We start from the raw sequence: 21,353 nt of genomic DNA on the forward strand, positions 1-21,353 counted from the left end.
GCGAGAAGTGTAAACCTTGATATAGGATCAAGTGAGTATTTATTTTCTCTGGCATGATATGACTATTCTATTATTGAGTATGTCGATATAAATGCCTGTTCTAATACTGATTTGCTACCGAGAGGCCGTAGCTGATGCTGGGGTGTGTATTTAACGGGCAGGCAATTGATACGGGAGTCAGTGCTGTGTTAGCTAAAATTCGTTCTCAACTTATTTCAAAAGGGCCTTCATTATTGAAGTTACCTTTAAAAGTGACCCCATTTGCAGTGCAGCGTCAAGTACTTGAGCAATTACTGAGCTGGCAGTTTCGTGAATCGGTCAAAGAAGGGGAATTGGATTTTCTCGAAGGGAAATGGCTGAAAGTTGAAGTCAGTGACCTTGATTTAGTCTGGTTCATTAGTTTGCAAAATGGCATGTTAATTGTGCGTAATCAAGAGCAAGCCGATGTCAGTGTCTGTGCTACAGCCAATGACCTGATCCTTATCGCGGCGCGTAAAGAAGATCCTGATACGCTGTTTTTTCAGCGCCGTTTGGTCATTGAAGGTGACACCGAATTAGGGCTGTATGTAAAAAACCTTATGGATGCTTTTGAGCTAGACAATATGCCGACACCCCTGCGTTTTGCATTACTACAATTGGCCGACTTGATTAAAACGACTCAACAAAATGAGGACACAGAGCATAAAGGCTCCGTGGTTGCCTCATGCTAATTCGTGTTGAAATTCCTGTCGATGCTATGGGGATCGATAAGTTACTGCGTGACACTTTCCCGACGGAAGCAGAAGCCGATCTGGTACAAAAGCTACGAGAAGACGGCTTATTGACTCTGGGTGTTGTTGCCACGAATGACAACGGCGAAGTGATCGGTTATGTCGGCTTTACACCTGTTGATGTCAACAATGAAGACGTTCAATGGGTTGGCCTTGCACCGCTTGCAGTGAGTAAAGCGCACCAAAAACAAGGCATTGGTGGGCAACTTATTTATGAAGGACTAGATAGTCTTAATGAGTTTGGCTATGGTGCGGTTGTGGTATTAGGAGATAGCAACTATTACCGCCGTTTTGGCTTTGAACCTGCCTCAAAATATGAAGTTTTCAGCCAGTGGCCTGAATTGCAAGAGCATTTTATGATTTGTGGGCTAGAAAATGGCAGCTTGAGTGATCACAAAGGGCGGGTGACTTACTCTTCACACTTTGATGTATTCTGATGCGTTAAGTAATCAAGGATATTAATGGGCTGGTCAATAACCAGCCTTTCTTTGGCGGCTTTACTCAGTTGTTTTATCTGATATTCCAATCTTGACGCGGTAGCGCGATCCCCAGCTAAACAATCAAATACTAGCGTGAGCGGCATTTTCCCCTTCAACGCTTTTGCGCCTTTTCCCTCTTTATGTTGGGTAAAGCGGCGCGAGACATCTGTGGTGATCCCACAATATAACCTGTTATTTTTCTCTCTAATTAGGTAAATGTACCAGTTTTTCTGCGTAGACATTTTATTTTGTTGCCCTATTTTTGACTTTCTGTGCTGAAATTTAAGGGGAAATAATTCATAAATAGACTAAAAATCTCGCGAACAAGGATAGCCATAACTTATTAAATTATAAATAAAAAATGACACATTAAAGTCATAAATTTGTAACCTAAAGCGTGGTTTTGATTCAAAATATTTGAACCATAACAGCAAAATTAGCTAATTTTCATCGTAACTAAAAGAGCATAATATGATCCATATCACAGGGGGAGAACAAAAATCCCTGATAAAAATGAATATACAATGAGGAAAACATTATGAAAAAATCAACATTAGTCGCTGCAACTTTGGCTTTAAGTGCTATTTCATTTGGTTCAATGGCTGCTGAAGAAGTTCAACATTCTAGCCAACCAGCTGCGGGTTATGTTTCTGTATCAGGTGCTGTTAGTGTTAATGACCTGACTGAAAAGTTAGCCAAAAAAGCTGATGAAGCTGGTGCAACTTCATTCCGTGTTATCTCAGCTGGCGGTGAAAACTCAATGAATGGTGTTGCTGCAATCTATAAATAATTTATAGTACCTAGCAAATGTAATACCAAACGTTCAGAACAGCTTAAGCACGCTCAGCGATAGGATGTACATATTCAAAGAGCGTGTTCTGAACGGTCAATATGGGCTTTTGCTATGAATGATGAACACGCCTTACAACATATCCAACGTTACTTTTCTCGCCAACACGTCTTTTCTCTATTTACTTGCCACGGCAATGATATCTGGCCTGCCAGTTGTTATTATGCATTTGATGCTAAGTCGATGAGTTTATTCTTTATGACCGATCCTGCTTCACGCCATGGTCAACTGATGACTGAAAATCCTCACGTCGCAGGGACTGTCTCTGCCCAAACGAAAGTGGTTAGCCAAATCCAAGGGCTACAATTTATTGGGCAAGTGATAGCGCTGGATGGGAGCTTACGACAGCAAGCCCATCAATTTTATTGTCGTCGCTTCCCTGTGGCATTGACGGCAAAACTGCCTGTATGGCGTTTGGAGTTACAAGAAGTCAAAATGGTCAATAATAAATTGGGTTTTGGCAGCAAGCTCTATTGGTCTAGAAATCGCTAGCGTAATTTATGGATCACTTGATTACTGCTTCCTCGCCAAAGTAACGCGGGGTCATGCAGCGCTTTTACAAATTTCCCATCAACCAGTACATTGATCAAACTCACCACCTTATGTTGCTCGGCGGTCAGTTCGGCAAATTGATAGCCTGTCCATAGCCAAATGTCTTTATCTGGACAAACGGTTTTTACACGTTTAACCAACTGAAAGATCGCTGATAAGTTAGCGGGATGTAGTGGATCCCCGCCGGAAAGGGATAAACCTTGCCGACGGATACGGGTATCTTGTAAGTCTTGAATGATCCTATCTTCCATTTCCTGAGTGAATGGAATACCGGAATCGAGGCGCCATGTGCTTTGGTTATAACATCCTCGGCACTGATGAACACATCCTGAGACGAACAGTGTGCAACGCGTGCCTGGACCATTCACGACATCAACAGGGTAATATTGATGATAATTCATACTATTAACCTAACTGCCCATTACCTAGGTGTTTGATACGTCGCTTCACTTCTTCTTGCTTGCCTGCATTAAATGGGCGTGCATCAGGGCTGCCAAGGTAACCACATACTCGGCGGATCACTGAGACACGGTTAGTATCATGGTTACCACAACGAGGGCAAACAAAGCCTTTACTGGTACAGTTAAACTCACCCGTAAATCCACACTCATAACATTCGTCTATGGGCGTATTTGTTCCATAATATGGAACATGCTCATAACTGTAATCCCAAACATCTTCAAGCGCTTTGAGGTTATGCTGCAAATTAGGATACTCGCCATAGCAGATAAAGCCCCCATTTGCGATGGCAGGGTAAGGCTGTTCAAAGTCTATTTTGTCGTATGGGTTCACGCGTTTTTCAACATCAAGATGGAAGCTATTTGTGTAGTAGCCTTTGTCTGTCACACCAGCTATTACGCCAAATTCAGCAGTATCAAGGCGGCAAAAACGATCACATAAGTTTTCACTAGGTGTACTGTACAGGCTAAAACCATAGCCAGTTTCTGCTTTCCACTCATCTGTTGCTTGGCGTAGGCGGTTAACAATCGCGATGGCTTTTTCCCTTAAGTGCTCACTGTCGTAAACATGGTTTTGCGTACCAAATAGTGCATTGATGGTCTCATGTAGTCCGATATAGCCGAGCGAAATTGAGGCTCGACCCTTTTTAAAGATTTCTGCAACGCTATCATCAGCGGCTAATCTTACACCGCAAGCCCCCTCCATATAGAGAATTGGCGCGACACGTGCTTTGACGTTTTCAAGGCGTGCGATCCGTGTCATAAGGGCTTTTTTAGCAATAGATAAACGTGCTTCTAACAGTTGCCAAAATGCGTCTTCATTGCCTTGTGCTTCAATGGCAATGCGAGGCAAATTAAGGCTGATCACCCCTAAATTATTGCGACCATCATGAATTTGTTGCCCCGCTTCTTCGTAGACCCCTAAGAAGCTACGGCAGCCCATGGGGGTTTTAAACGATCCGGTCACTTTAACAACTTGGTCATAATTAAGGATATCGGGGTACATGCGCTTGCTAGCACATTCAAGGGCTAACTGTTTGATATCATAGTTAGGATCACCAAATTGGTGGTTTAACCCTTTTTTAATGGCAAAGACCAATTTAGGGAATACGGCTGTTTTACGATTTTTGCCTAAACCTGCAATACGATTTTTCAAGATGGATTGTTGGATTAAGCGCGCTTCTTTCGAGGTGCCAAGACCAAAACCAAAGGTGACAAAGGGGGTTTGCCCATTCGCGGTATGCAATGTATTGACTTCATATTCTAGGGATTGGAAAGCATCATAGCACTCTTTTTCTGTTTGGCAGTCAGCATAACCTTGAGCATCATTGATCCCCCACGTTTCAGCCGTTTTAAGATGTTTTTCATAGCTGATGCGTACATAAGGAGCCAGAATTTCATCGATGCGATTAATCGTCGTACCACCATAAATATGGCTAGCAACTTGCGCAATGATTTGTGCAGTCACGGCGGTTGCTGTTGAAATTGATTTTGGCGGTTCGATCTCTGCATTGCCCATTTTAAACCCTTGCGTAAGCATGCCTTCAAGATCGATCAACATACAGTTAAACATCGGGAAAAAGGGGGCATAATCAAGGTCGTGATAGTGTATTTCTCCTCGTTCATGAGCGATAACGACATCACGAGGCAAAATATGCTGTTTGGCATAGTGCTTAGCCACAATACCAGCAAGTAAATCACGCTGAGTCGGGATCACTTTACTGTCTTTATTGGCATTTTCATTAAGCAGTGAAACGTTGCTTTGTTCGATAAGGCCGCGAATATCATGGGTAAGCTGGCTGCGTTTTTCGCGAGCACTATCCCTATCATGGCGATATTCAATATAGGCTCGAGCGAGGTCTTTATAAGGGCCTGACATTAGTTGATTTTCAACGGCGTCTTGGATCTCTCGAATATCGACTTTTTCACGGTTGCCAAGTTGCTCTGTGACCGTTGTAGCAACTTGAAGGCAATAGTCATCATCCTGAATATTCACAGCCGCTGATGCACGTTTTATTGCCTCTTGAATTCTTTGGAAGTCAAAGTTCACTTGGCAACCATCTCGTTTAATCACAACCGTTTTCACTGAAATGCTCCTTGTTGAGTTATCCACAACCTTAAACCTAGCGATAAGTTTCCGCTGCATGTGCGAAGGGAATGTGGATAAAACTGTGAATAAATACTATATGTAGTGTTTAGTTATATAATTAAAGCACAATATATAGTTTATTGCTCTTTTTTAGCTATCGATAATTTGATCCACAACAAGGAAAAAAATAAATTGTATGAATATCAAAAGCGGAGGAGATGAAAAATAAAAACGCCCCTAATTATTTAGGATGATGGCAACCTTGAGCACGTGATAGGTTTTCGAACAAATGGTTTTTTCCAACAGCGCGATATATCGAACGGTGACCTAAGTTGTGTCATTACTGCAATTGGCAACTTAAATGAGACTCTCCTATGCCATCATCATTGGATGCATGGAATATCACGCTCCCCCTGAACTGGCTTATGCTCTTTCCCGCGGAAGAAGCCATATTTCCCACTTTTTGCCGTTCAAGAGCTAGCGCATTTCTGACAAGATTTGGCGGGTTATACAGGCAAAGTGGCCACCAAAACTGCGGGCCAAATTATTTTGTTGACCATTATCAGAGCATAGGCGTGGCTCTGGATATTAATATCCAGTTGATAATCGATTAGTCGTATTGTCGATGGAGGATTTGAGTCGGTGAAGATTTTGAGGATAGGGCTTTGATAAGGGTATTGTTGGCATTTAAAGAGCGCTGATATGCGATGATGAGTAATATTTTTATTTCACTGTTAAAAAACAATAAATTATCATTAAATAAATTTAATAGCGAAAAGCGATAACGCATTTAATGAGTAATTAAGGTGGGTTATATTGTATTTAATGGGTTACACCTATGTTTATTATGGGTGTTCTTAGAGTGTGTCTAAGTTTATGAGCATTTTTTCTATTTTTTAATGGCGCCAAAAAATAAGCAATATTGAGGTTTTTTGTTTTATTATTGAAAAAAATAAAGCTATATCTCTTATAAAAATATCAAAATAATTAAATATGTAACAAAATGAAAATAGCGTTAAATAAAATCAACATACTCTCATTAAGAATAAGACATTGTTTGGAGATTTATATGATTTTGATTATCATGATTTATTGTAATCCATTGATATATAGGAACCAAATTAATATTTGGTTATGTCGATGCCATTAATAACAAACATTTAATAGTTATCACCTATCGAAATATGGAGACTTATCGTTAAAAACGTATTTACTCTAAATGGGGTTGGTTCTATATTCGCCATCAATTTATTATTTCAAAAATATCAAAATAATAGTTTTATTTTATGAATTTTTATTTGAGAAACTAAATTTAATATGGCAATGAAAATTCATCAAATATAAATATTGAGATTGTTTAAATAAAATAAGTTAGTGTAATTATTTCACGGAATGTTAATAATTAAATGTTAGATGTTTCTCCTATTTTAAGTCGATGAAATCAGTAATTAATATTTTAATTCCGGATACTATGCTCAACATTTTCGGGGAAATCTGACAGAATTTATTCTGTTCAGTCATGGTTAACTATGACGGCAAAATGTCAAATTAATTAATTCTATTTTAAGATTATATATAAATAAATTATATGGGTTAGCCTTAGCCTATAAGGAACTATTTGTCTCTTAGATATGGATAAGGGATAGGTAGCAGCAGGGACGATGTTTTTATTAATGATGTAACCTTTGCTTTATCAACAAAAAATGAAATTAACACTCTTCAATTTATGTGTGGTGACTGGTTTCTATTGTCTTTTTACTAGAAAGGAAAAATAAATGAAATTAACAAAATTAGCAGTTGCAACTGTATTTGCGGCGTCTGTTGTGTCATTTAGCGCAATGGCGGATAACACCGGAACGATTAACTTTGTGGGTACAGTTGTGAACACGCCTTGTAATATCGAGCAGTCTTCTCTGAAACAAACCGTTGATTTCGGTCAGCTGTCTCGTAAAGCGTTGGAAAGTGGTAAGCCTGCGGAAGCAGAGTTCGAGATCAAATTCACTGGCTGTGACTTTGCTAACTTTGGTAAAGATACTGAAGGTAACCCTGTTGCGGTGAAATCAATGGAACTCGTGTTTACTGGCCAAAGCTATGCAGATAAAGGCAACACGCTGCTGGCAACTTCCGCGGGGAATTCGAACAACCTCGGTATTTTGATTGATGGTTTTGAGTTCGGTAAAGCCACAGACGTTCTCCCTCGTATTGCCAACACAAATGGTGAAAATACTTTAATTTTTAAAGCATTGGCGAAAGCGGTTGATACCACTAAAGATGTTGCGGAAGGGCGATTCAGCGCCATCTCTAACTTCCGTATCACGTACCAGTAAGTCGATACATTGACCGTCAGTGAACGCTGGCGGCCAAGGGGCTCACGAAGAGGGGTAAAGTGCAATCTCGCCCTCTTCGTCTTCTCAATCGAAAGTCAATAAATTGATTTTCTTCATGGAGTTAACAACCTCTAACGACTGCCGTCAAACAGTATTTGTTTGTTAACAGTCATAACACAGGTGGATTTTTTTACTGTCTGCAAGGGAGAAACGGGTGGCTGTTTATCAACGCGTGAGTTTGCAAACAACAGGGATCCTCTTTTCGCTGATTTTGGGGGGCACATCGGCTTTTGGCGCCAACGAGGTGGGCATGCGCCATGAAGGTGTCACTCAACTGGTTGGCAGTGTGATCTCAACACCATGCTCGATTGTGATGTCAAATCGCGACCAAACGGTCGATTTTTCGTCGTTAACGTTGACGATGCTCTCAACCGCCGTGGCGCGTGAACAACAAACACGCCCTTTTGACATTGAGCTTCGTGACTGTGGCAGTGTGTACAGCACCCTTGATAGTAAAACATGGACAATACGTTTTGACGGGCAAGGGGCCGATAATATCGACGCATTTGCCTTGCAAGGGCCTTCTCAGGGGTTGGGCGTATCCGTGCTGGATAACACGAAAAATATCGTGATCCCTGGGGAGACCTATCCTTTGTTTGACAGTGTGTTACGGCAAGGTCAATCGGGGCAAACCCTCTTTTTGCGCTATTTTTTACGGCTCGAGCTGACAGGAAAGCCGCTACAAGCAGGACGTTATCACGGGCTGGTTCGTTTTTTTATCGATTATCAATAAAGCACAGAAGCACGTCTTCAATGATGACATTGAGGAGGCATTCTTGCTGTCTTTGGGATGGTACAGAGCATGATGTTCAAACTTAGCAAAGTCAGGCAGGCCGTTTTATTGGCGGTGAGCGTCAGTGCATGCACGGTGTCTGCAACAGAGTTCAATACTGACGTATTGGATGCGGAAGATATGCAAAACGTCGATATGAGCCAATTTTCCGTTGCGGGTTATGTGCCTCCCGGAGACTATGTGTTAACCGTGTTTGTTAACGGCCAGCGCTTAGGGGCGCCTCGTGATATCACGGTCTTAGCACAACATGCCATTTGCATACCGGCGAACTTACTGGATCTGATTGGCCTGAAAGATTCGGCAAAACAAAAAGTCACCCTTTCCGAGGCGGGGCAGTGCCTTGATTTTTCCGCGTTAACTGGGGTGAAATCGACGGTTGAATTGTCCACACTCTCACTGAAAATCACTATTCCCCAGTTATGGATGGAATACCGTGATCCAAACTGGACCCCCCCGGCGTTATGGGAAGAGGGGGTGAATGGTGCCTTTGTGGATTATAGCGCCAATGCGTCTGTCATCGAAGAAAGTCGCGGGAGCAAACGGGTCTATTTATCCACCAATGGTACAACAGGTCTTAACCTCGGTGCTTGGCGTTTTCGTGGTGACTATAACGCGAACTACCAAAAACAGCACGGTGGCAGCAACCCCCAAGAAACCCTCCGTTTTGATTTTAGCCGGCTGTATGCGTTTACCTCCTTGAAGAAATTAGCCTCTATTTTGACCATTGGGGAAAACTACTTCTATTCTGATGTGTTTGAGTCATGGCAATACAGTGGTATCGCCCTCGAAAGTGACGACCGCATGTTACCGCCTAAATTGGTGGGGTACGCGCCGGAAATTATTGGCGTGGCGAACACGAATGCCACGGTGATTGTGCGTAGCCAAGACCGCGTGATCTTAGAAACCACGGTGCCCCCGGGGCCGTTTCGCATTCAGACCTTGGACAGCGGCGTACGAGGGGTGCTCGATGTCACTGTGCGTGAAGAAAATGGCGAAGAGAAAACATTTAGTCTCAACACCGCCTCACTGCCTTATTTAACCCGCCCGGGGCGCATTATTTATAAGTTAGTGGCGGGTAAAACGCGCTATGACGGTCATCGCCTAACTGGTAAGCCGGTGATCAGCGGCGAGTTGTCTTATGGGTTATCTAATGCGTGGTCACTGTATGGGGGGACGCAACTGAATGGGGATTACCAAACCGCAGCGATAGGGATTGGACGAGACTTGTTTGCATTTGGGGCATTGTCACTCGATATGACGCAGTCTTTTGCCCGCTTTACCCATCACACGCTGCAAGGCCGCTCCTATCGCCTCAACTATGCAAAGTCATTTGATGAGTTACGCACGGATATTACCTTTGCAGGGTATCGATTTGCCGATAGAGATTACCGCACATTAAGCCAATTTATAGATCAAAGCCGTAGCGGTCATGTGGCGCGTGTGGCAAAAGAAAACTACCAAATCTATCTGAACAAGTATTTTGATAATTTCAGTTTATCGTTGAATTATCAATACAGTACTTATTGGCAAGATAAACCGCAAACGCAATATGGTTTATACGCCAGTACCAATATCAGCATACCTAGGCTATCGCAGCAAGATGCCAATATTTCATTATCGGCGACGCGTACCGAGCGTGATAACGGCTATAAAGATGATGCTATCAACCTGTATTTAACGGTTCCTCTGTATCGCGGGCACAATATCACCTTCTCCGAACGCTATTCACGTGCCGGTGAGTATAACCAATATAGCCACAGTGTCGGGTATAGCGGCTATAGCGATCGTGATAATTACAGCCTGAATGTGGGGTATAACCACGGACAGCATATGCAGAGTCAGTCGAGTTTCAGTGGCTATTATTCACGCGATCTGTCGCAGGCTAACTTATCCACAAACGTCAGTTATGTGCCACAACAATATCGCAGTTTTGGCGCCTCGATTAACAGTGGGATCACGGCGACGGCTCACGGGGTAGCACTGCACCGTTCAGCAAATGGCGATACCCGCTTAATGATTGAAACACCGGGGGTGGGGGATGTGCCACTGGACAGTGGCGTCATCAAAACCAACCGTTTTGGGATTGCGGTTATTCCTAACGTGAACAGTTACCGTAAATCGACGGCGTCGATTAACACCAGTCAGCTGCCAGAGAATTTAGAAACGTTACAGTCAACGACCGACATTACCTTAACCAAAGGCGCGATAGGTTACCGCCGTTTATCGGTGATGAAAGGGGAAAAACTGTTCGCCATCGTATCGTTGAGTGATGGCAAAAATCCCCCGTTTGGGGCCAGTGTGCGCAATGCTGACAACCGTGAATTGGGCATTGTGGGTGAAGAGGGGGTGACGTGGTTGGTCGGTATTTCCCCTCAAGAAATCCTGTCTGTTTATTGGGCCGGAAAGAAGCAGTGTGAATTACGCATGCCTGACAATGTCACGTCATTATCCAGCATGTTATTGCTGCCTTGCGCTGCGCCCGCGCTGTCAACGGCAAATGTAACGCCAGCAAAATAAGTCTTTTATTCGTTTTATGAGGTCAATGATGTTGAATTTAGGTCAAAGATTATGCCATATGTGGGTGGGTATCGCGGTATTTGTCTCAATGAGTGCCTACAGCGCAGTCACATTAGATAGAACACGCATCATTTTTCCGGGAACGGAAAAATCGATTAACGTCACCATTTCGAACGATAACCCTGAAGAAGCTTACTTAGCCCAAAGTTGGATTGAAGATTTACAGGGAAATAAGCTCACCAAAGGGGCTATTTTGGCGACGCCGCCGTTGCAACGCATTGAGCCCATGAGCAACAGTTTAGTGCGTTTAAGCACGACGCCGGCACTGAGCCAATTGCCACAAGATCGTGAGTCGGTGTTTTACTTCAATTTGCGTGAAGTGCCCCCTAAATCCACCGATGGCAATACCTTACAAATTGCCTTGCAATCACGGGTCAAACTGTTTTATCGACCGGCCAGTATTTTGCCTGAATCGGACACTAAGTGGGCGCATCAAGTCACATTAACAAAGATAGCGAAAGGTTATCGCATCAATAATACCACGCCATTTCACTTAACGGTGATTGGGCTAGGGAACAGTCAAGCCGCGGCTGAGCACAATTCATTTGATGTGGTTATGGTGCCGCCTAAGTCAACACAGGATGTGGTATCCCCCGCACTGTCCACACCGTATCTGACGTACATCAATGATTATGGTGGTAAGCCCACGCTGGCATTTCGTTGCCAAGGTGAGACTTGCACGGTAACGGGTGAGCCGTAATTTTCAGCGTATGAGCGAACGGGAAAGGACGATGCGTAAACACAACATGTTCATCAAAACAGCCGGGTACAACGCGGTACTGTTTGTTCTTGGCAGTGTCTTGAGCCAATGGGCGATGGCTAATAGCCCTGTGGCGAATACACCGGTTAATCAATCGGACTACGAACCGCAGCATCAAGGCCAAATACAGGTGAGTGCCACGCTATTTAATGCCCCCTGCAATTTGTCGTTAGATAACACGCTGCGTTTGATTGGGTGTGGCGCGGGAAACAAGTACCAAGAAATGGCGGTGTTTAATGCAGCAGCCAATACCCCAGCGAGTGTGCGGCTTTACGATGTACAACGCGGGGTGTTTTCAGTGCGTTACCCGCTGTCTTTGCTAAATGGGGATAATCCAATCGACCTACCGACATGGATGAAAGATGGGCACACGGTGCGTTTAGAGGTGAGCTATGAATAGGGCAGCAAAGTATATTTGGCTGTTTTCGGTGGCGCTTTTCGGGGGAGCTTCTCAGGTACGCGCGGCCAATAGCTTAGATATTGAGTTGAGTGGTGAGCTGGTCAACACGGCATGCCAAGTGGCAGCCGGCTCTCTCCATCAGAAAATCACACTGTATAACTTGCGTTGGCAATTGATTAATGAAAATGGCACCAGCGCGGTGACGCCCTTTACCATTGCCATCGATAAGTGTAGTGCAACGGATTTACAAAAAAGTATTCAATTAACGTGGAAAAGCAGCGAATTAGTCACGATTGGCGGTGAGAGTTTTTTAACCACCAAAGGCGACAGTGGGGTCGTCTTGGGGCTGGTCGATCATGATGAAAAACCCCTTGTGTGGAATAAGCCGATGACGATGGGTGATGTCAGTGTGGTTGACGGCTTACAACAATTTGATTTTGGTGTTTTTGTCCGTAAACCCGCCACTGGCGAAGCTAATGTGGGCGATTTTTCCGGGATCGTGACCTTTCAGGTGGAGTACGAATAGTGATAAGACTGAATAAGCTCAAACAGCCTCTCGGGTTACTCCTGTTATTGACCGTATTAGAGAGCCACGCTGACGTTTTGGTGGATGTGACCGCTACCATGGTAGATCCCGCTTGTAATATTCGCAGTGAAAACAGCAGCTCACCGCTGAAAATTGGTTTCGGCACACTTAACCCAAACTCACTGAATACATCGGCGGCAGTGAACGATTTTTCACTCTATATCACGGGGTGTAATTTCAACAATACGTTAGCTATCGTGTTGAGCCCCAAAGGGGACAGCAGCGTGTTATATAACGGGAAAAATATTTTAGCGACCAGTATCAATGGGCTGGGTATTGATTTTAAAGAGGTGACGGGCGGCACGGTGCGTGCATTGGAAGTGAGTAAAAAGCAACGAATTTACCCCGAACGGGTGGACGCGACATTGTATCGCATGGATTTACAAGCGCAATTAGTGAGTACGGTGCCGATCAATCAATTGGCTCTGGGGAAATTTACGTCAACCGTCACCCTTTCTGTGACTTATCATTAGTAGGATCATGATTATGTTGAACTTAAAAGGCATTATTCTTACACACGGGTTGCAGTCTTTTAAAAAAAAGAAAATCGGCTGGGGGGGCATTGCATCAGGCGGTTTATTACTTCCCTCGATTGCCCTAGCAAACTATGCACCGATGATCCAAAACCCAAATGATGGCTATTTGATCACACTGGCGAGTAATAGCGCAATCGTTTCGACGCCTGTCACCGGCTCTGATGGTAAAAATTATTATCGTGTGGGGGAGCCGATAGTGATTAGTAGCATTGACTCAGCGGTTAAAGCAACGGGAGCGGCAAAATGTATTGGTAGAACTTGGGGGGGAACAAGTACGAGGATTATTGGTAGTGATAGTGCTTACCACAGGCTATTCATGTATGTCCCTGAAGCCGCTACGATAGAAGGCAAACCAGGTTATCGCATCAATAGTAACGTCGTGATGACCGTTGAGAGTAGAATGCTTAATTGGATCAATATTACGGGAGCTGGAGTTTGTGCGAATGCTTCGAGTACAGCGATGATAGCGTCGGCATCTAATTTTGGAGTACAGTTTCCCATCACCGTAACATTTTATATTAATGAGCGCATTATTGATGGTCAGGTGATGATTGCTGCTATGCCTCTTGGGGGGTATGTACGTGCATTTATGAACCCTAAAGTACCGCCAATCTATACATCTTGGCCATTAGAGGAAACAACGGTTCCAATGCGCTTACTCTCTTCAACATTAAATGTGGGCTCATCGTGTAATACCACCACGACCACTGGGCAAGCGGGGACAGTAAACTTACGGCATGGACACTTAAACACATTAAATTACGATAGTGTTGTCACTGAACAAGTGACTTATAACTGCAAGTTCGCTATTCCAACAAATGTCAGGTTACGCCTTGATTATGCAACAGACAATGACCCACAGAAACGTTTACCAATGACGAGTAGCCAAAATAGTAATCATAAAATCTACAGTAACTTGACCATGACCGATGAAACAACGGGTCAAACGGGTAAAGATTTTAAAATTGAGATTAAAGACCTAAGAACAATTAAAATTACGAGTCATATCCAAGGAACAAATGCCGCCGCGGGGGATTATAAAGGTTCGGCTTGGTTGATAGCGACATTTGATTAATTGTTTATGTTTTTTCTCGATAAGATAAAAGTAAGTTAATAAACGGCCTTGATAAAATATCAAAGCCGTTTATTGACAGGGGCAGAAAATGAGAAAATCTTCCTTAGTTAATTTTGAATATTTTATCAATATCAGCCCCCTAAGGGGATAACTGTTTTTTTTCAGCGCTAATTAATAGCCAGTCATCACTGACTGTTAATTGCCAATTCATCAAGAGTACTATTTAACTATTGTAACTTTACCATCAATAATGGATAGATAAGGCGTTGTTGTAAAGATTTCACCATCTGCATATTTTTATAATTATAAAATGCAATATTTAACTTGGTGATAGTTTTAGTCTAGAAAGAACAATGGGTTATCAATAATTAATAGCTTCCTACAACTGTGTATTACTGATTAATTCTTTTTGAATTTTGCTATTTTTAGCATTGGATTTAAACTAACCCTCTTTAACAGTTGTCTCTTGCTCTGCTAATAATGTCTATTCTTCATTAATGGGGAGGGAGTGGACATGGGTCTATCATCATTTGTGTAGGGCCATGTTTAACATGGCCCGAGTTTGAATTACTAATGAGGATTATTGATGTTTAAAGTATTATTATCTAGAAATAATAAATTTTTCACCATCAAAGCGTAATTTCGGATTAATACCAATAGACTGACCAGACTCTAAATCTTTAAAAGCGATTGGTGACTTAAAAACTGAAATAACACGATTATCAAGGTATTTAGAGATCTCACTATTACTAGAAATATTGAGTGGTTTTAACTGATACTGCTCTTTGTCGAAAAGCATAGAAAAACCAAGGGAGTTATAATATGATTCAACGCTCCCTCCATCTGCGGAACTTGATTCTTCTAACATCTCATTAAACAATAGTTTTATTTTTTTCTCATCTTGTCGGTTAAAAGCATCCCATATTTCGGTATAAATCTCTTTTAATTTAGCTTGCTGTTCAAGAGGGAGGTCATTAAAAAATTTAATGTTATCATTAAATTGGTATGATGTAGTCCACTTCCAAGCTGGAAAGTCTTCTCTGATATTAAATTGTTGAGTCATTCTATAGTACTTATTATTCTTATCAACGAATTCAACCTTTAAATCATCCGCTAGTTCTCCCCAGTTAATGTTCGAATTTTTATAGTGAGATGCTTTTTTTATGTTAAAATCAATATCTTCGTTTGGTCTGTAACTAATAAGTGAAATATGGTTTAACTTATCACTTTCAAATCTATCTCTAGCTAGAAACTCAAAATTACACTCGGTACCTGTAGTGAAAATTTCGGAATTTTTATTTAGTGAAAGTAATACGATTCTGATTTTGTTGTTTTTTTCTTTAAGAAAGGAGCCAATACCAAATGTAGTATTGAATTTATTCATATCAGAATTATATATCAGCATTACATCATTAACATATAGTTCCATCCCACATTGATTTAAATCAATGCCTATTTTATAGTCATATTTTTTTAGTTCATTATCATGCATTTTTGTGGCAGCAACATTAGATGAAATGAAGATCAACATTAATAATAGTATTTTCTTAATCATAATTTACCCGTTAAAATGATAAATAGGTATCGTACCTTCAGCCTTAGGAGCGAGAACTATATCTTCTGGGAGAAATTCTCATTTAAATTTATTGGTAGTAGAACCTGTTAATTGACTTGTTCATTTCCCACTATACCAGCTTTAACCTCAAATTTATAATTGAATTTAAGTTACGGTTAAACCGATCCTATTTTTATCCACCACTAACCTAAAGTTAATACTGCCACTAAATTCCCCTTCTAATTTAGAAGTGAGCTTCATTTCATTATCAAAAGTTAGTTTTAATCCGCTGCCTAAGAGCCGAGCTTCAATGAAAAGGCCTTGTATAGCCATTCAAGTCTGGCTTATTGCGTGATTCCTCTTTTTCTTCCATATGCAGACAGAACTTACGCCATTTTTCTCTAGTTTCTGTACGAGTGAAAACAACATTAATAATATCAATTCATAATCCTAAACCAATAAGTGGTCCGAAGGAAAAGTCAAAGGGGTTGTTGTTAGCATTGTAATTAATATCGCTAATAGATATTTTCTAATGCTCGACTATATTTTAATGCATTGATATATAATTGAATTGTTTTGGGATAATCAAGGGTGACTCTAAAGATAAACCTCAATAGCATATTATTTGAGCAATACTTATTATCCTTTGTGATGGCTTTAATTGCCAATCCCATTGAATACAAAAAGACCCCCAATAATTGGTTGCCCAGTTATTGGAGGCCACTTCAAGTCACGCCTTTAAATCAAAAGGGTTATTGTTTGATTAAATCAAACTTAGCTAAATACTCCCCCCAATCAGCTAGGCCTTGAAATTCAAACCCGACACTCTGATAAAAGTGGTGTGCACCCACGTTATCGGTGTGATAGCCAATCATAATGGCAGGAATATTATCCTTATTTGATGACCTTATCTCATCAATTAATAAAAGCATGGCCTGCAAACCATAGCCTTGACGCTGATGAGATTCATCTATCATAAAGCGATAAATCCAATAATTCCCATCGTCAGGGTCAATGCCATACATGACTAACCCAACGAGTGTTTCTTGATGCTGGATCCCTTTAACGATAAACCGTGGTAAGAATTGGACTTCAGCAATTGAATATAAATTGGAAGCAATAAATTGTGATTGTTCCTCTGATACTTGCAAATCAGCACAATCTTCCCAGTTATCTTGATTCAGCTCAACAAGTGTTACCATTAACTTCTCCTTTTTAGAGAAGCAAACCTTCTCTAAATTATGAATGAATAGAATATGCAGTGAATTTATTTAGATTGTTTTTACGCATGGTAACCCCCTTAGTGAAATTGATGGCATAGCCGAATTGGCAATTTAAAATGCGGCTCAAATATGCCGGAATGGCGGTGAAATAACAAGATAGCGCACAAAATATTTTATTGTGTCGGTAGGAAATACATTGGGGCATTGATAAAAAAACCTGCCAATTTTATTTAGCAGGTTTTCCAATGATAGGTAAATTATTTACGAACAGCGATCGCTTCGATCTCGATTTTTACATCTTTCGGTAAACGGGCAACTTCAACGCAAGAGCGTGCTGGGAATGGTGCATTATGCTGCTTGAAAAACTCTTCATAAGTTGCATTTACGGTTGCGAAATCGTTCAAATCTTTCACAAATACCGTGGTTTTCACGATATTGGCAGCGCTAAGGCCTGCTTTTTCTAAGATAGCTGCCACGTTTGCGAGTGATTGACGAGTTTGTGCCGCGATATCTTCAGGCACTTCACCTGTTTTTGGATCAACAGGGATCTGGCCAGATGTAATGACCATACTGCCTAAGTCAACACCTTGAACATAAGGGCCAATAGCTGCCGGTGCGTTTTCTGTACTGATTTCGTATGACATAAATACTCCGTTTAATCAGGTAAAAAAGTGGTAACTTTCGCTTATAGAAGTTCAGTATAAAGCTTTGAAGCTCACATACAAAGCCGTGGTCACACGAATCTCATTTATTGGTTATTAATAACGGCGTCTCTGTCGAACTCTTTTTCACAAAATTTACAGGTTAGCGCCACTTCTTTGCCCATTTTTTTCACCTTAAAGCTACTAGACACCGGCTCATTATGGCTAATACAGTTACTATTTGGGCAAATCAATACATTGTCGATATATTCAGGTAATCGTAACTCTAATTTTTCAACCACTTGGTAGTCTTCGATACGATTAACGGTTGCTTCTGGTGCATACATCGCTAATTGGTTGGCTTGCTCTGGTGTCAAAAAAGTATTTTCGATTTTGATTAAATCTTTTTTCCCCAAGTTATTCGAGGGTAAATTTAAACCGATGGTAATGCGCTCATCTGTTAAGGTGAGTTTAAATAGACTCAATAGCTTAAAACCAATTTGAGCAGGAATATGGTCGATGACAGTGCCACAACTAATTGCTTCAACTTGTAATTTATGATCGTGTGTCATGATGTGTTTCTCCTCAGATGGCCAATTCTTTATTTAAAACCAGAGACAACAAAGCTTGCCTTGCGAAAATGCCGTTACCCGCTTGTTGGAAATAGTAGGCGTAAGGGGTCTTATCAACATCAACAGTGATTTCATCAACGCGCGGTAATGGATGTAAAACTTTAAGATTGGGTTTGGCATCTTGTAAATCTGTGGCACGGAGTACAAATTGCGCTTTGACATTGGCATATTCAGACGGGTCTAAACGTTCTTTCTGTACTCGTGTCATATAAAGGATATCCAACTCAGGCAGCACTTCATCAATATTGTTATGTAAGCTGTATGTGGAGCCTTTTTCTTCAAGAAGATGCAGGATATGGATTGGCATAGATAGCGCTTCTGGCGCAATAAAATAAAAGTGATTGCCTTCAAATTTAGAGAGGGCTTGTGTCAGTGAATGGACTGTTCTGCCGTATTTTAAATCACCCACCATTGCGACTTGTAGGTTTTCAAGACGACCTTGGGTTTCTTGGATAGTAAAGAGGTCGAGTAGTGTTTGTGTTGGATGTTGGTTTGAACCATCACCAGCATTGATAATGGGAATTTCCCCCGCAAATTGGCTGGCTAAGCGTGCAGCACCTTCTTGTGGGTGGCGCATCACGATAGCATCGACATATTGGCTGATCACCGAAATGGTATCTGCGAGTGTTTCACCTTTTTTCCCCAGTGACGTGTTGGTGCTGTCAGAAAACCCCACAACAGATGCTCCTAGGCGGTGAATTGCGGTCTCAAAGGATAAACGTGTGCGAGTCGACGCTTCGAAGAAACAACTGGCGATGACTTTATGTTTTAAAAATTCTGGCTGAGGTTGCTGTTTTAGGGAGGCAGCCACTTTGAGCACAAGTTCAAGGTCGGTGCGATCTAAATCATTAATTGAGATTATGTCGCGTAGGTATAGAGGGTTCGGCATCGTTGTTCTCCTGTGTCAGCAAGACGTATAAGGTGAAAGGCCAAAAAAAAGCCCCTCAATGAGGGGCTTTTCTTGAAATACGGAGGGGAAAAACAGGCTGTCCAGACCGCCAGAAGGCAGTGCAGTGGAGGTGTTCTTTGAAACAAATAGAGCAACAGCGTTCATGTTTTCTCCCGGCAAATTGTGGCGCATTATACGCGTGTCTTTTCATGACGCAAGCGTTTGCATACAGAAAAATAGATTTTTTTGCGTCTAAGTCCACTTACGTTTCCAGTTATTTTGTATAAAAACAGTCAAATCAGAGAGATATTTGTCATTGACTGAGTCGCTTAGCGAGTCGTTCTAATTTAACCATCAATAACACCCTGACCTTTATCTAAAATATCAGGCTCATACATCTGCCACCATGCTTTTTCTTTGAGGTAAATTTCGTTAAACGGATCACCCTGTTGGGGTAGCAATAAATCCGTCACTCCATTAGGACTGCCTTTTTCTATCCGCAATCACGGCTGACCATGATTATATTTCGGAGAAGGTAAGAGTTGCAGAGGTGCTGGAGATTGCGCTAACACCGACATTATGCGCATAGCACTCATGCCCAGCACTAATTCCATCGGCATCGAATGCTCCCCAAGAGCTGCCAAGAAGAGACAGCTCGAATAAATTGATATTTTTTGAGTTTTTATGGAGTATCGGTGCATATTCAATAAACCAACGATAATTTGTCGAGCGATGAACCGACATACCGTGTTTGGCCAGCATATCACTGACTTTAGTGACATGACTTTTCCTAAAGAAGCGAGCAATGACCTTAATGTCGTTCACTTCGACAATTTTTGCAACAAGCCCACAAAAAGTGCAGTTTATCCTATAATCAACGCATCAAATACTCGACCGTCTCCTTTCACTTAAAATCAAGTTTCTTGATATTTATTCGAGGATTAAGCTTGTGTCGACCCTCTAGTAACAACTTTTAACGTAACGAACTGTTTTTCTATGATTTGTGGATTATTTGATATTTTTTCCAATAGCATTTTGATAGCGATTTCCCCTATGTATTGAGTCGGAATTTGTACGGTAGATAATTCTGGGTTCAAATAGCTGCAAAGATCTGTGTCATTGAATCCTATTACTGCCACATCGTTAGGAATATGAATGTTCAGGTGTTTTGCTGCCCGATAGATAGCGCCTGCTAAAATATCGTCATCACAAAAAACAATATTGGGTTTTTGCTGCAGTAATATCTCTGCATTCTCAGTTGATTGCGCGAGATTGAATGATGAATACACGATATGTTTAGATTTTTCTGGATTTTCTAATGAATTGAATTGCTGATCAAAAAGTTCATGCCGCGTTAAGAAGTGTTGCCTTGGAAGATCAATTCTAAAAGAACCAACTCTGAATCGTTTCATTTTACTTGCAATGTAAAATATAGATTCGATCGCTTTTTTTACCTCTAAGCAAATATCGTTGTTTTTTTCGTCATCAGACTCAATAAATATCAGTTTTTCTCGGTAATATCTTAATAATTCGATGTTTTTCTTGTCACATGAGTAAATTATACCGCCACTGATAAGCTTACTTTGAAATAATGATATTAGATGCTCATGCCATTGTTTGTTAGCATAACTATCTAAAAGAATTAAAGAATAACCAGATTTGGTTGCGAAAATTTCTGCTGCGTGAACAACTTTTGCAAAATAAGGTTGCTGAATATCTGGGACAATAAAGGCGATAGTCTTAGAATTCCCACTGCGTAAAACTTGCGCATTAATATTGGGATGATAACCAAGTTCTTTTGCAACGCTGAGAATTTTTTCGCGCGTTTTATCAGATACTCTGCCATGATAACGACCACTGAATACGAGAGATACTGTTGATTGTGATACATTCGCTAAACGGGCGACATCTTTGCTATTAACCGTAGACATTTCCTCTCCAACAATAAAAAACATAATCAATAGATAAATAATAATATATTCTTATATCAAATAGGTAATGACCGCATGTATTAATACTAAGGGATAAAACCTATTTGAGCCTACTAATTTATCAGTATTCTTCAATGATATGATCACCATCAAGTCATACGTATAACCTA

At 41.3% G+C, this 21,353-nt stretch carries 23 protein-coding genes and 1 pseudogene; 12 read left to right on the plus strand and 12 right to left on the minus strand.

All coding sequences use genetic code 11. The features are described from left to right. Positions 1-185 precede the first annotated feature (185 nt). Positions 186-710: a ubiquinone anaerobic biosynthesis accessory factor UbiT gene (gene ubiT / locus M1E93_RS16095; RefSeq protein ID WP_014657334.1), complete on the plus strand. Its 525-nt coding sequence runs from the start codon at positions 186-188 to the stop codon at positions 708-710. Further along, positions 704-1,207 (plus strand): GNAT family N-acetyltransferase, encoded by a 504-nt coding sequence (locus tag M1E93_RS16100; RefSeq protein WP_004915851.1) that lies wholly within the window; start codon positions 704-706, stop codon positions 1,205-1,207. Before ubiT ends, M1E93_RS16100 begins: the two co-directional genes overlap by 7 nt. On the opposite strand, the gene M1E93_RS16105 is transcribed toward M1E93_RS16100, so the two are convergent. Next, positions 1,180-1,491, minus strand: a complete 312-nt coding sequence (locus M1E93_RS16105) for a GIY-YIG nuclease family protein (protein WP_104873177.1) — start codon at positions 1,489-1,491, stop codon at positions 1,180-1,182. The genes M1E93_RS16100 and M1E93_RS16105 overlap by 28 nt on opposite strands. A gap of 296 nt (positions 1,492-1,787) precedes the next feature. Between M1E93_RS16105 and M1E93_RS16110 the strand changes: the two genes are divergently transcribed. Both M1E93_RS16110 and M1E93_RS16115 read left to right on the plus strand, forming a co-directional pair. After that, the gene (locus M1E93_RS16110) at positions 1,788-2,039 is read left to right on the plus strand and encodes a DUF1471 domain-containing protein (protein ID WP_004915853.1); all 252 of its coding nucleotides are present in this window, start codon (positions 1,788-1,790) and stop codon (positions 2,037-2,039) included. 114 nt (positions 2,040-2,153) lie between these two features. Further along, positions 2,154-2,591: a YhbP family protein gene (locus M1E93_RS16115; protein ID WP_004915855.1), complete on the plus strand. Its 438-nt coding sequence runs from the start codon at positions 2,154-2,156 to the stop codon at positions 2,589-2,591. Here M1E93_RS16115 and nrdG read toward each other — a convergent pair. Then, positions 2,588-3,052, minus strand: a complete 465-nt coding sequence (gene nrdG, locus M1E93_RS16120; RefSeq protein ID WP_014657338.1) for an anaerobic ribonucleoside-triphosphate reductase-activating protein — start codon at positions 3,050-3,052, stop codon at positions 2,588-2,590. The genes M1E93_RS16115 and nrdG overlap by 4 nt on opposite strands. A gap of 4 nt (positions 3,053-3,056) precedes the next feature. Then, the gene (gene nrdD / locus M1E93_RS16125; RefSeq protein WP_014657339.1) at positions 3,057-5,195 is read right to left on the minus strand and encodes an anaerobic ribonucleoside-triphosphate reductase; all 2,139 of its coding nucleotides are present in this window, start codon (positions 5,193-5,195) and stop codon (positions 3,057-3,059) included. Positions 5,196-6,973: 1,778 nt separating this feature from the next. On the opposite strand from nrdD, the gene M1E93_RS16130 reads away from it, so the two are divergent. From M1E93_RS16130 to M1E93_RS16165, 8 genes are all read left to right on the plus strand, one after another. Next, on the plus strand, positions 6,974-7,525 hold the full coding sequence (locus M1E93_RS16130) for a fimbrial protein (RefSeq protein WP_004915868.1): 552 nt from the start codon (positions 6,974-6,976) through the stop codon (positions 7,523-7,525). Positions 7,526-7,739: 214 nt separating this feature from the next. Continuing rightward, entirely contained in the window at positions 7,740-8,318 is a 579-nt protein-coding gene (locus tag M1E93_RS16135) for a fimbrial protein (protein WP_004915870.1), read from the plus strand. Between the two features lie 57 nt (positions 8,319-8,375). Further along, a complete protein-coding gene (locus M1E93_RS16140) occupies positions 8,376-10,895 on the plus strand; it encodes a fimbria/pilus outer membrane usher protein (RefSeq protein WP_104873179.1) in 2,520 nt (839 codons plus the stop codon). A 28-nt stretch (positions 10,896-10,923) separates the two neighbouring features. Beyond that, entirely contained in the window at positions 10,924-11,655 is a 732-nt protein-coding gene (locus M1E93_RS16145) for a fimbrial biogenesis chaperone (RefSeq protein ID WP_014657341.1), read from the plus strand. A 31-nt stretch (positions 11,656-11,686) separates the two neighbouring features. After that, on the plus strand, positions 11,687-12,115 hold the full coding sequence (locus M1E93_RS16150; protein ID WP_014657342.1) for a hypothetical protein: 429 nt from the start codon (positions 11,687-11,689) through the stop codon (positions 12,113-12,115). Next, on the plus strand, positions 12,108-12,641 hold the full coding sequence (locus M1E93_RS16155; RefSeq protein WP_004915879.1) for a fimbrial protein: 534 nt from the start codon (positions 12,108-12,110) through the stop codon (positions 12,639-12,641). The genes M1E93_RS16150 and M1E93_RS16155 overlap by 8 nt, the downstream gene beginning before the upstream one ends. After that, the gene (locus M1E93_RS16160; RefSeq protein ID WP_036942707.1) at positions 12,641-13,174 is read left to right on the plus strand and encodes a fimbrial protein; all 534 of its coding nucleotides are present in this window, start codon (positions 12,641-12,643) and stop codon (positions 13,172-13,174) included. The genes M1E93_RS16155 and M1E93_RS16160 overlap by 1 nt, the downstream gene beginning before the upstream one ends. A 13-nt stretch (positions 13,175-13,187) precedes the next feature. Then, entirely contained in the window at positions 13,188-14,312 is a 1,125-nt protein-coding gene (locus M1E93_RS16165; RefSeq protein ID WP_306169839.1) for an adhesin, read from the plus strand. 601 nt (positions 14,313-14,913) lie between these two features. On the opposite strand, the gene M1E93_RS16170 is transcribed toward M1E93_RS16165, so the two are convergent. The 9 genes and pseudogenes from M1E93_RS16170 to M1E93_RS16210 all read right to left on the minus strand — a co-directional run bounded on the left by M1E93_RS16170 (position 14,914) and on the right by M1E93_RS16210 (position 21,183). Then, positions 14,914-15,867 (minus strand): hypothetical protein, encoded by a 954-nt coding sequence (locus M1E93_RS16170; protein ID WP_102957321.1) that lies wholly within the window; start codon positions 15,865-15,867, stop codon positions 14,914-14,916. Between the two features lie 752 nt (positions 15,868-16,619). Continuing rightward, entirely contained in the window at positions 16,620-17,069 is a 450-nt protein-coding gene (locus M1E93_RS16175) for a GNAT family N-acetyltransferase (protein ID WP_053110801.1), read from the minus strand. A 278-nt stretch (positions 17,070-17,347) separates the two neighbouring features. Further along, complete coding sequence (gene ridA / locus M1E93_RS16180) at positions 17,348-17,734, minus strand: 2-iminobutanoate/2-iminopropanoate deaminase (protein WP_004915899.1); 387 nt, start codon at positions 17,732-17,734, stop codon at positions 17,348-17,350. A gap of 104 nt (positions 17,735-17,838) precedes the next feature. Beyond that, positions 17,839-18,303: an aspartate carbamoyltransferase regulatory subunit gene (gene pyrI, locus M1E93_RS16185; protein WP_004915901.1), complete on the minus strand. Its 465-nt coding sequence runs from the start codon at positions 18,301-18,303 to the stop codon at positions 17,839-17,841. Between the two features lie 13 nt (positions 18,304-18,316). Beyond that, entirely contained in the window at positions 18,317-19,252 is a 936-nt protein-coding gene (gene pyrB, locus M1E93_RS16190; protein WP_014657345.1) for an aspartate carbamoyltransferase, read from the minus strand. A 15-nt stretch (positions 19,253-19,267) separates the two neighbouring features. After that, positions 19,268-19,417, minus strand: a complete 150-nt coding sequence (locus tag M1E93_RS16195) for a hypothetical protein (protein WP_004915905.1) — start codon at positions 19,415-19,417, stop codon at positions 19,268-19,270. Positions 19,418-19,599: 182 nt separating this feature from the next. Next, a complete protein-coding gene (locus M1E93_RS16200) occupies positions 19,600-19,755 on the minus strand; it encodes a hypothetical protein (RefSeq protein WP_232074384.1) in 156 nt (51 codons plus the stop codon). A 131-nt stretch (positions 19,756-19,886) separates the two neighbouring features. Further along, positions 19,887-20,023, minus strand: a pseudogene (locus M1E93_RS16205) (IS6 family transposase); the annotation flags it as partial. Between the two features lie 170 nt (positions 20,024-20,193). Further along, on the minus strand, positions 20,194-21,183 hold the full coding sequence (locus M1E93_RS16210; protein ID WP_014657347.1) for a LacI family DNA-binding transcriptional regulator: 990 nt from the start codon (positions 21,181-21,183) through the stop codon (positions 20,194-20,196). Between the last annotated feature and the right edge of the window lie 170 nt (positions 21,184-21,353).

Origin of the sequence: Providencia sp. PROV272, assembly GCF_049901975.1 — a bacterium.
Lineage (GTDB): Bacteria > Pseudomonadota > Gammaproteobacteria > Enterobacterales > Enterobacteriaceae > Providencia > Providencia stuartii.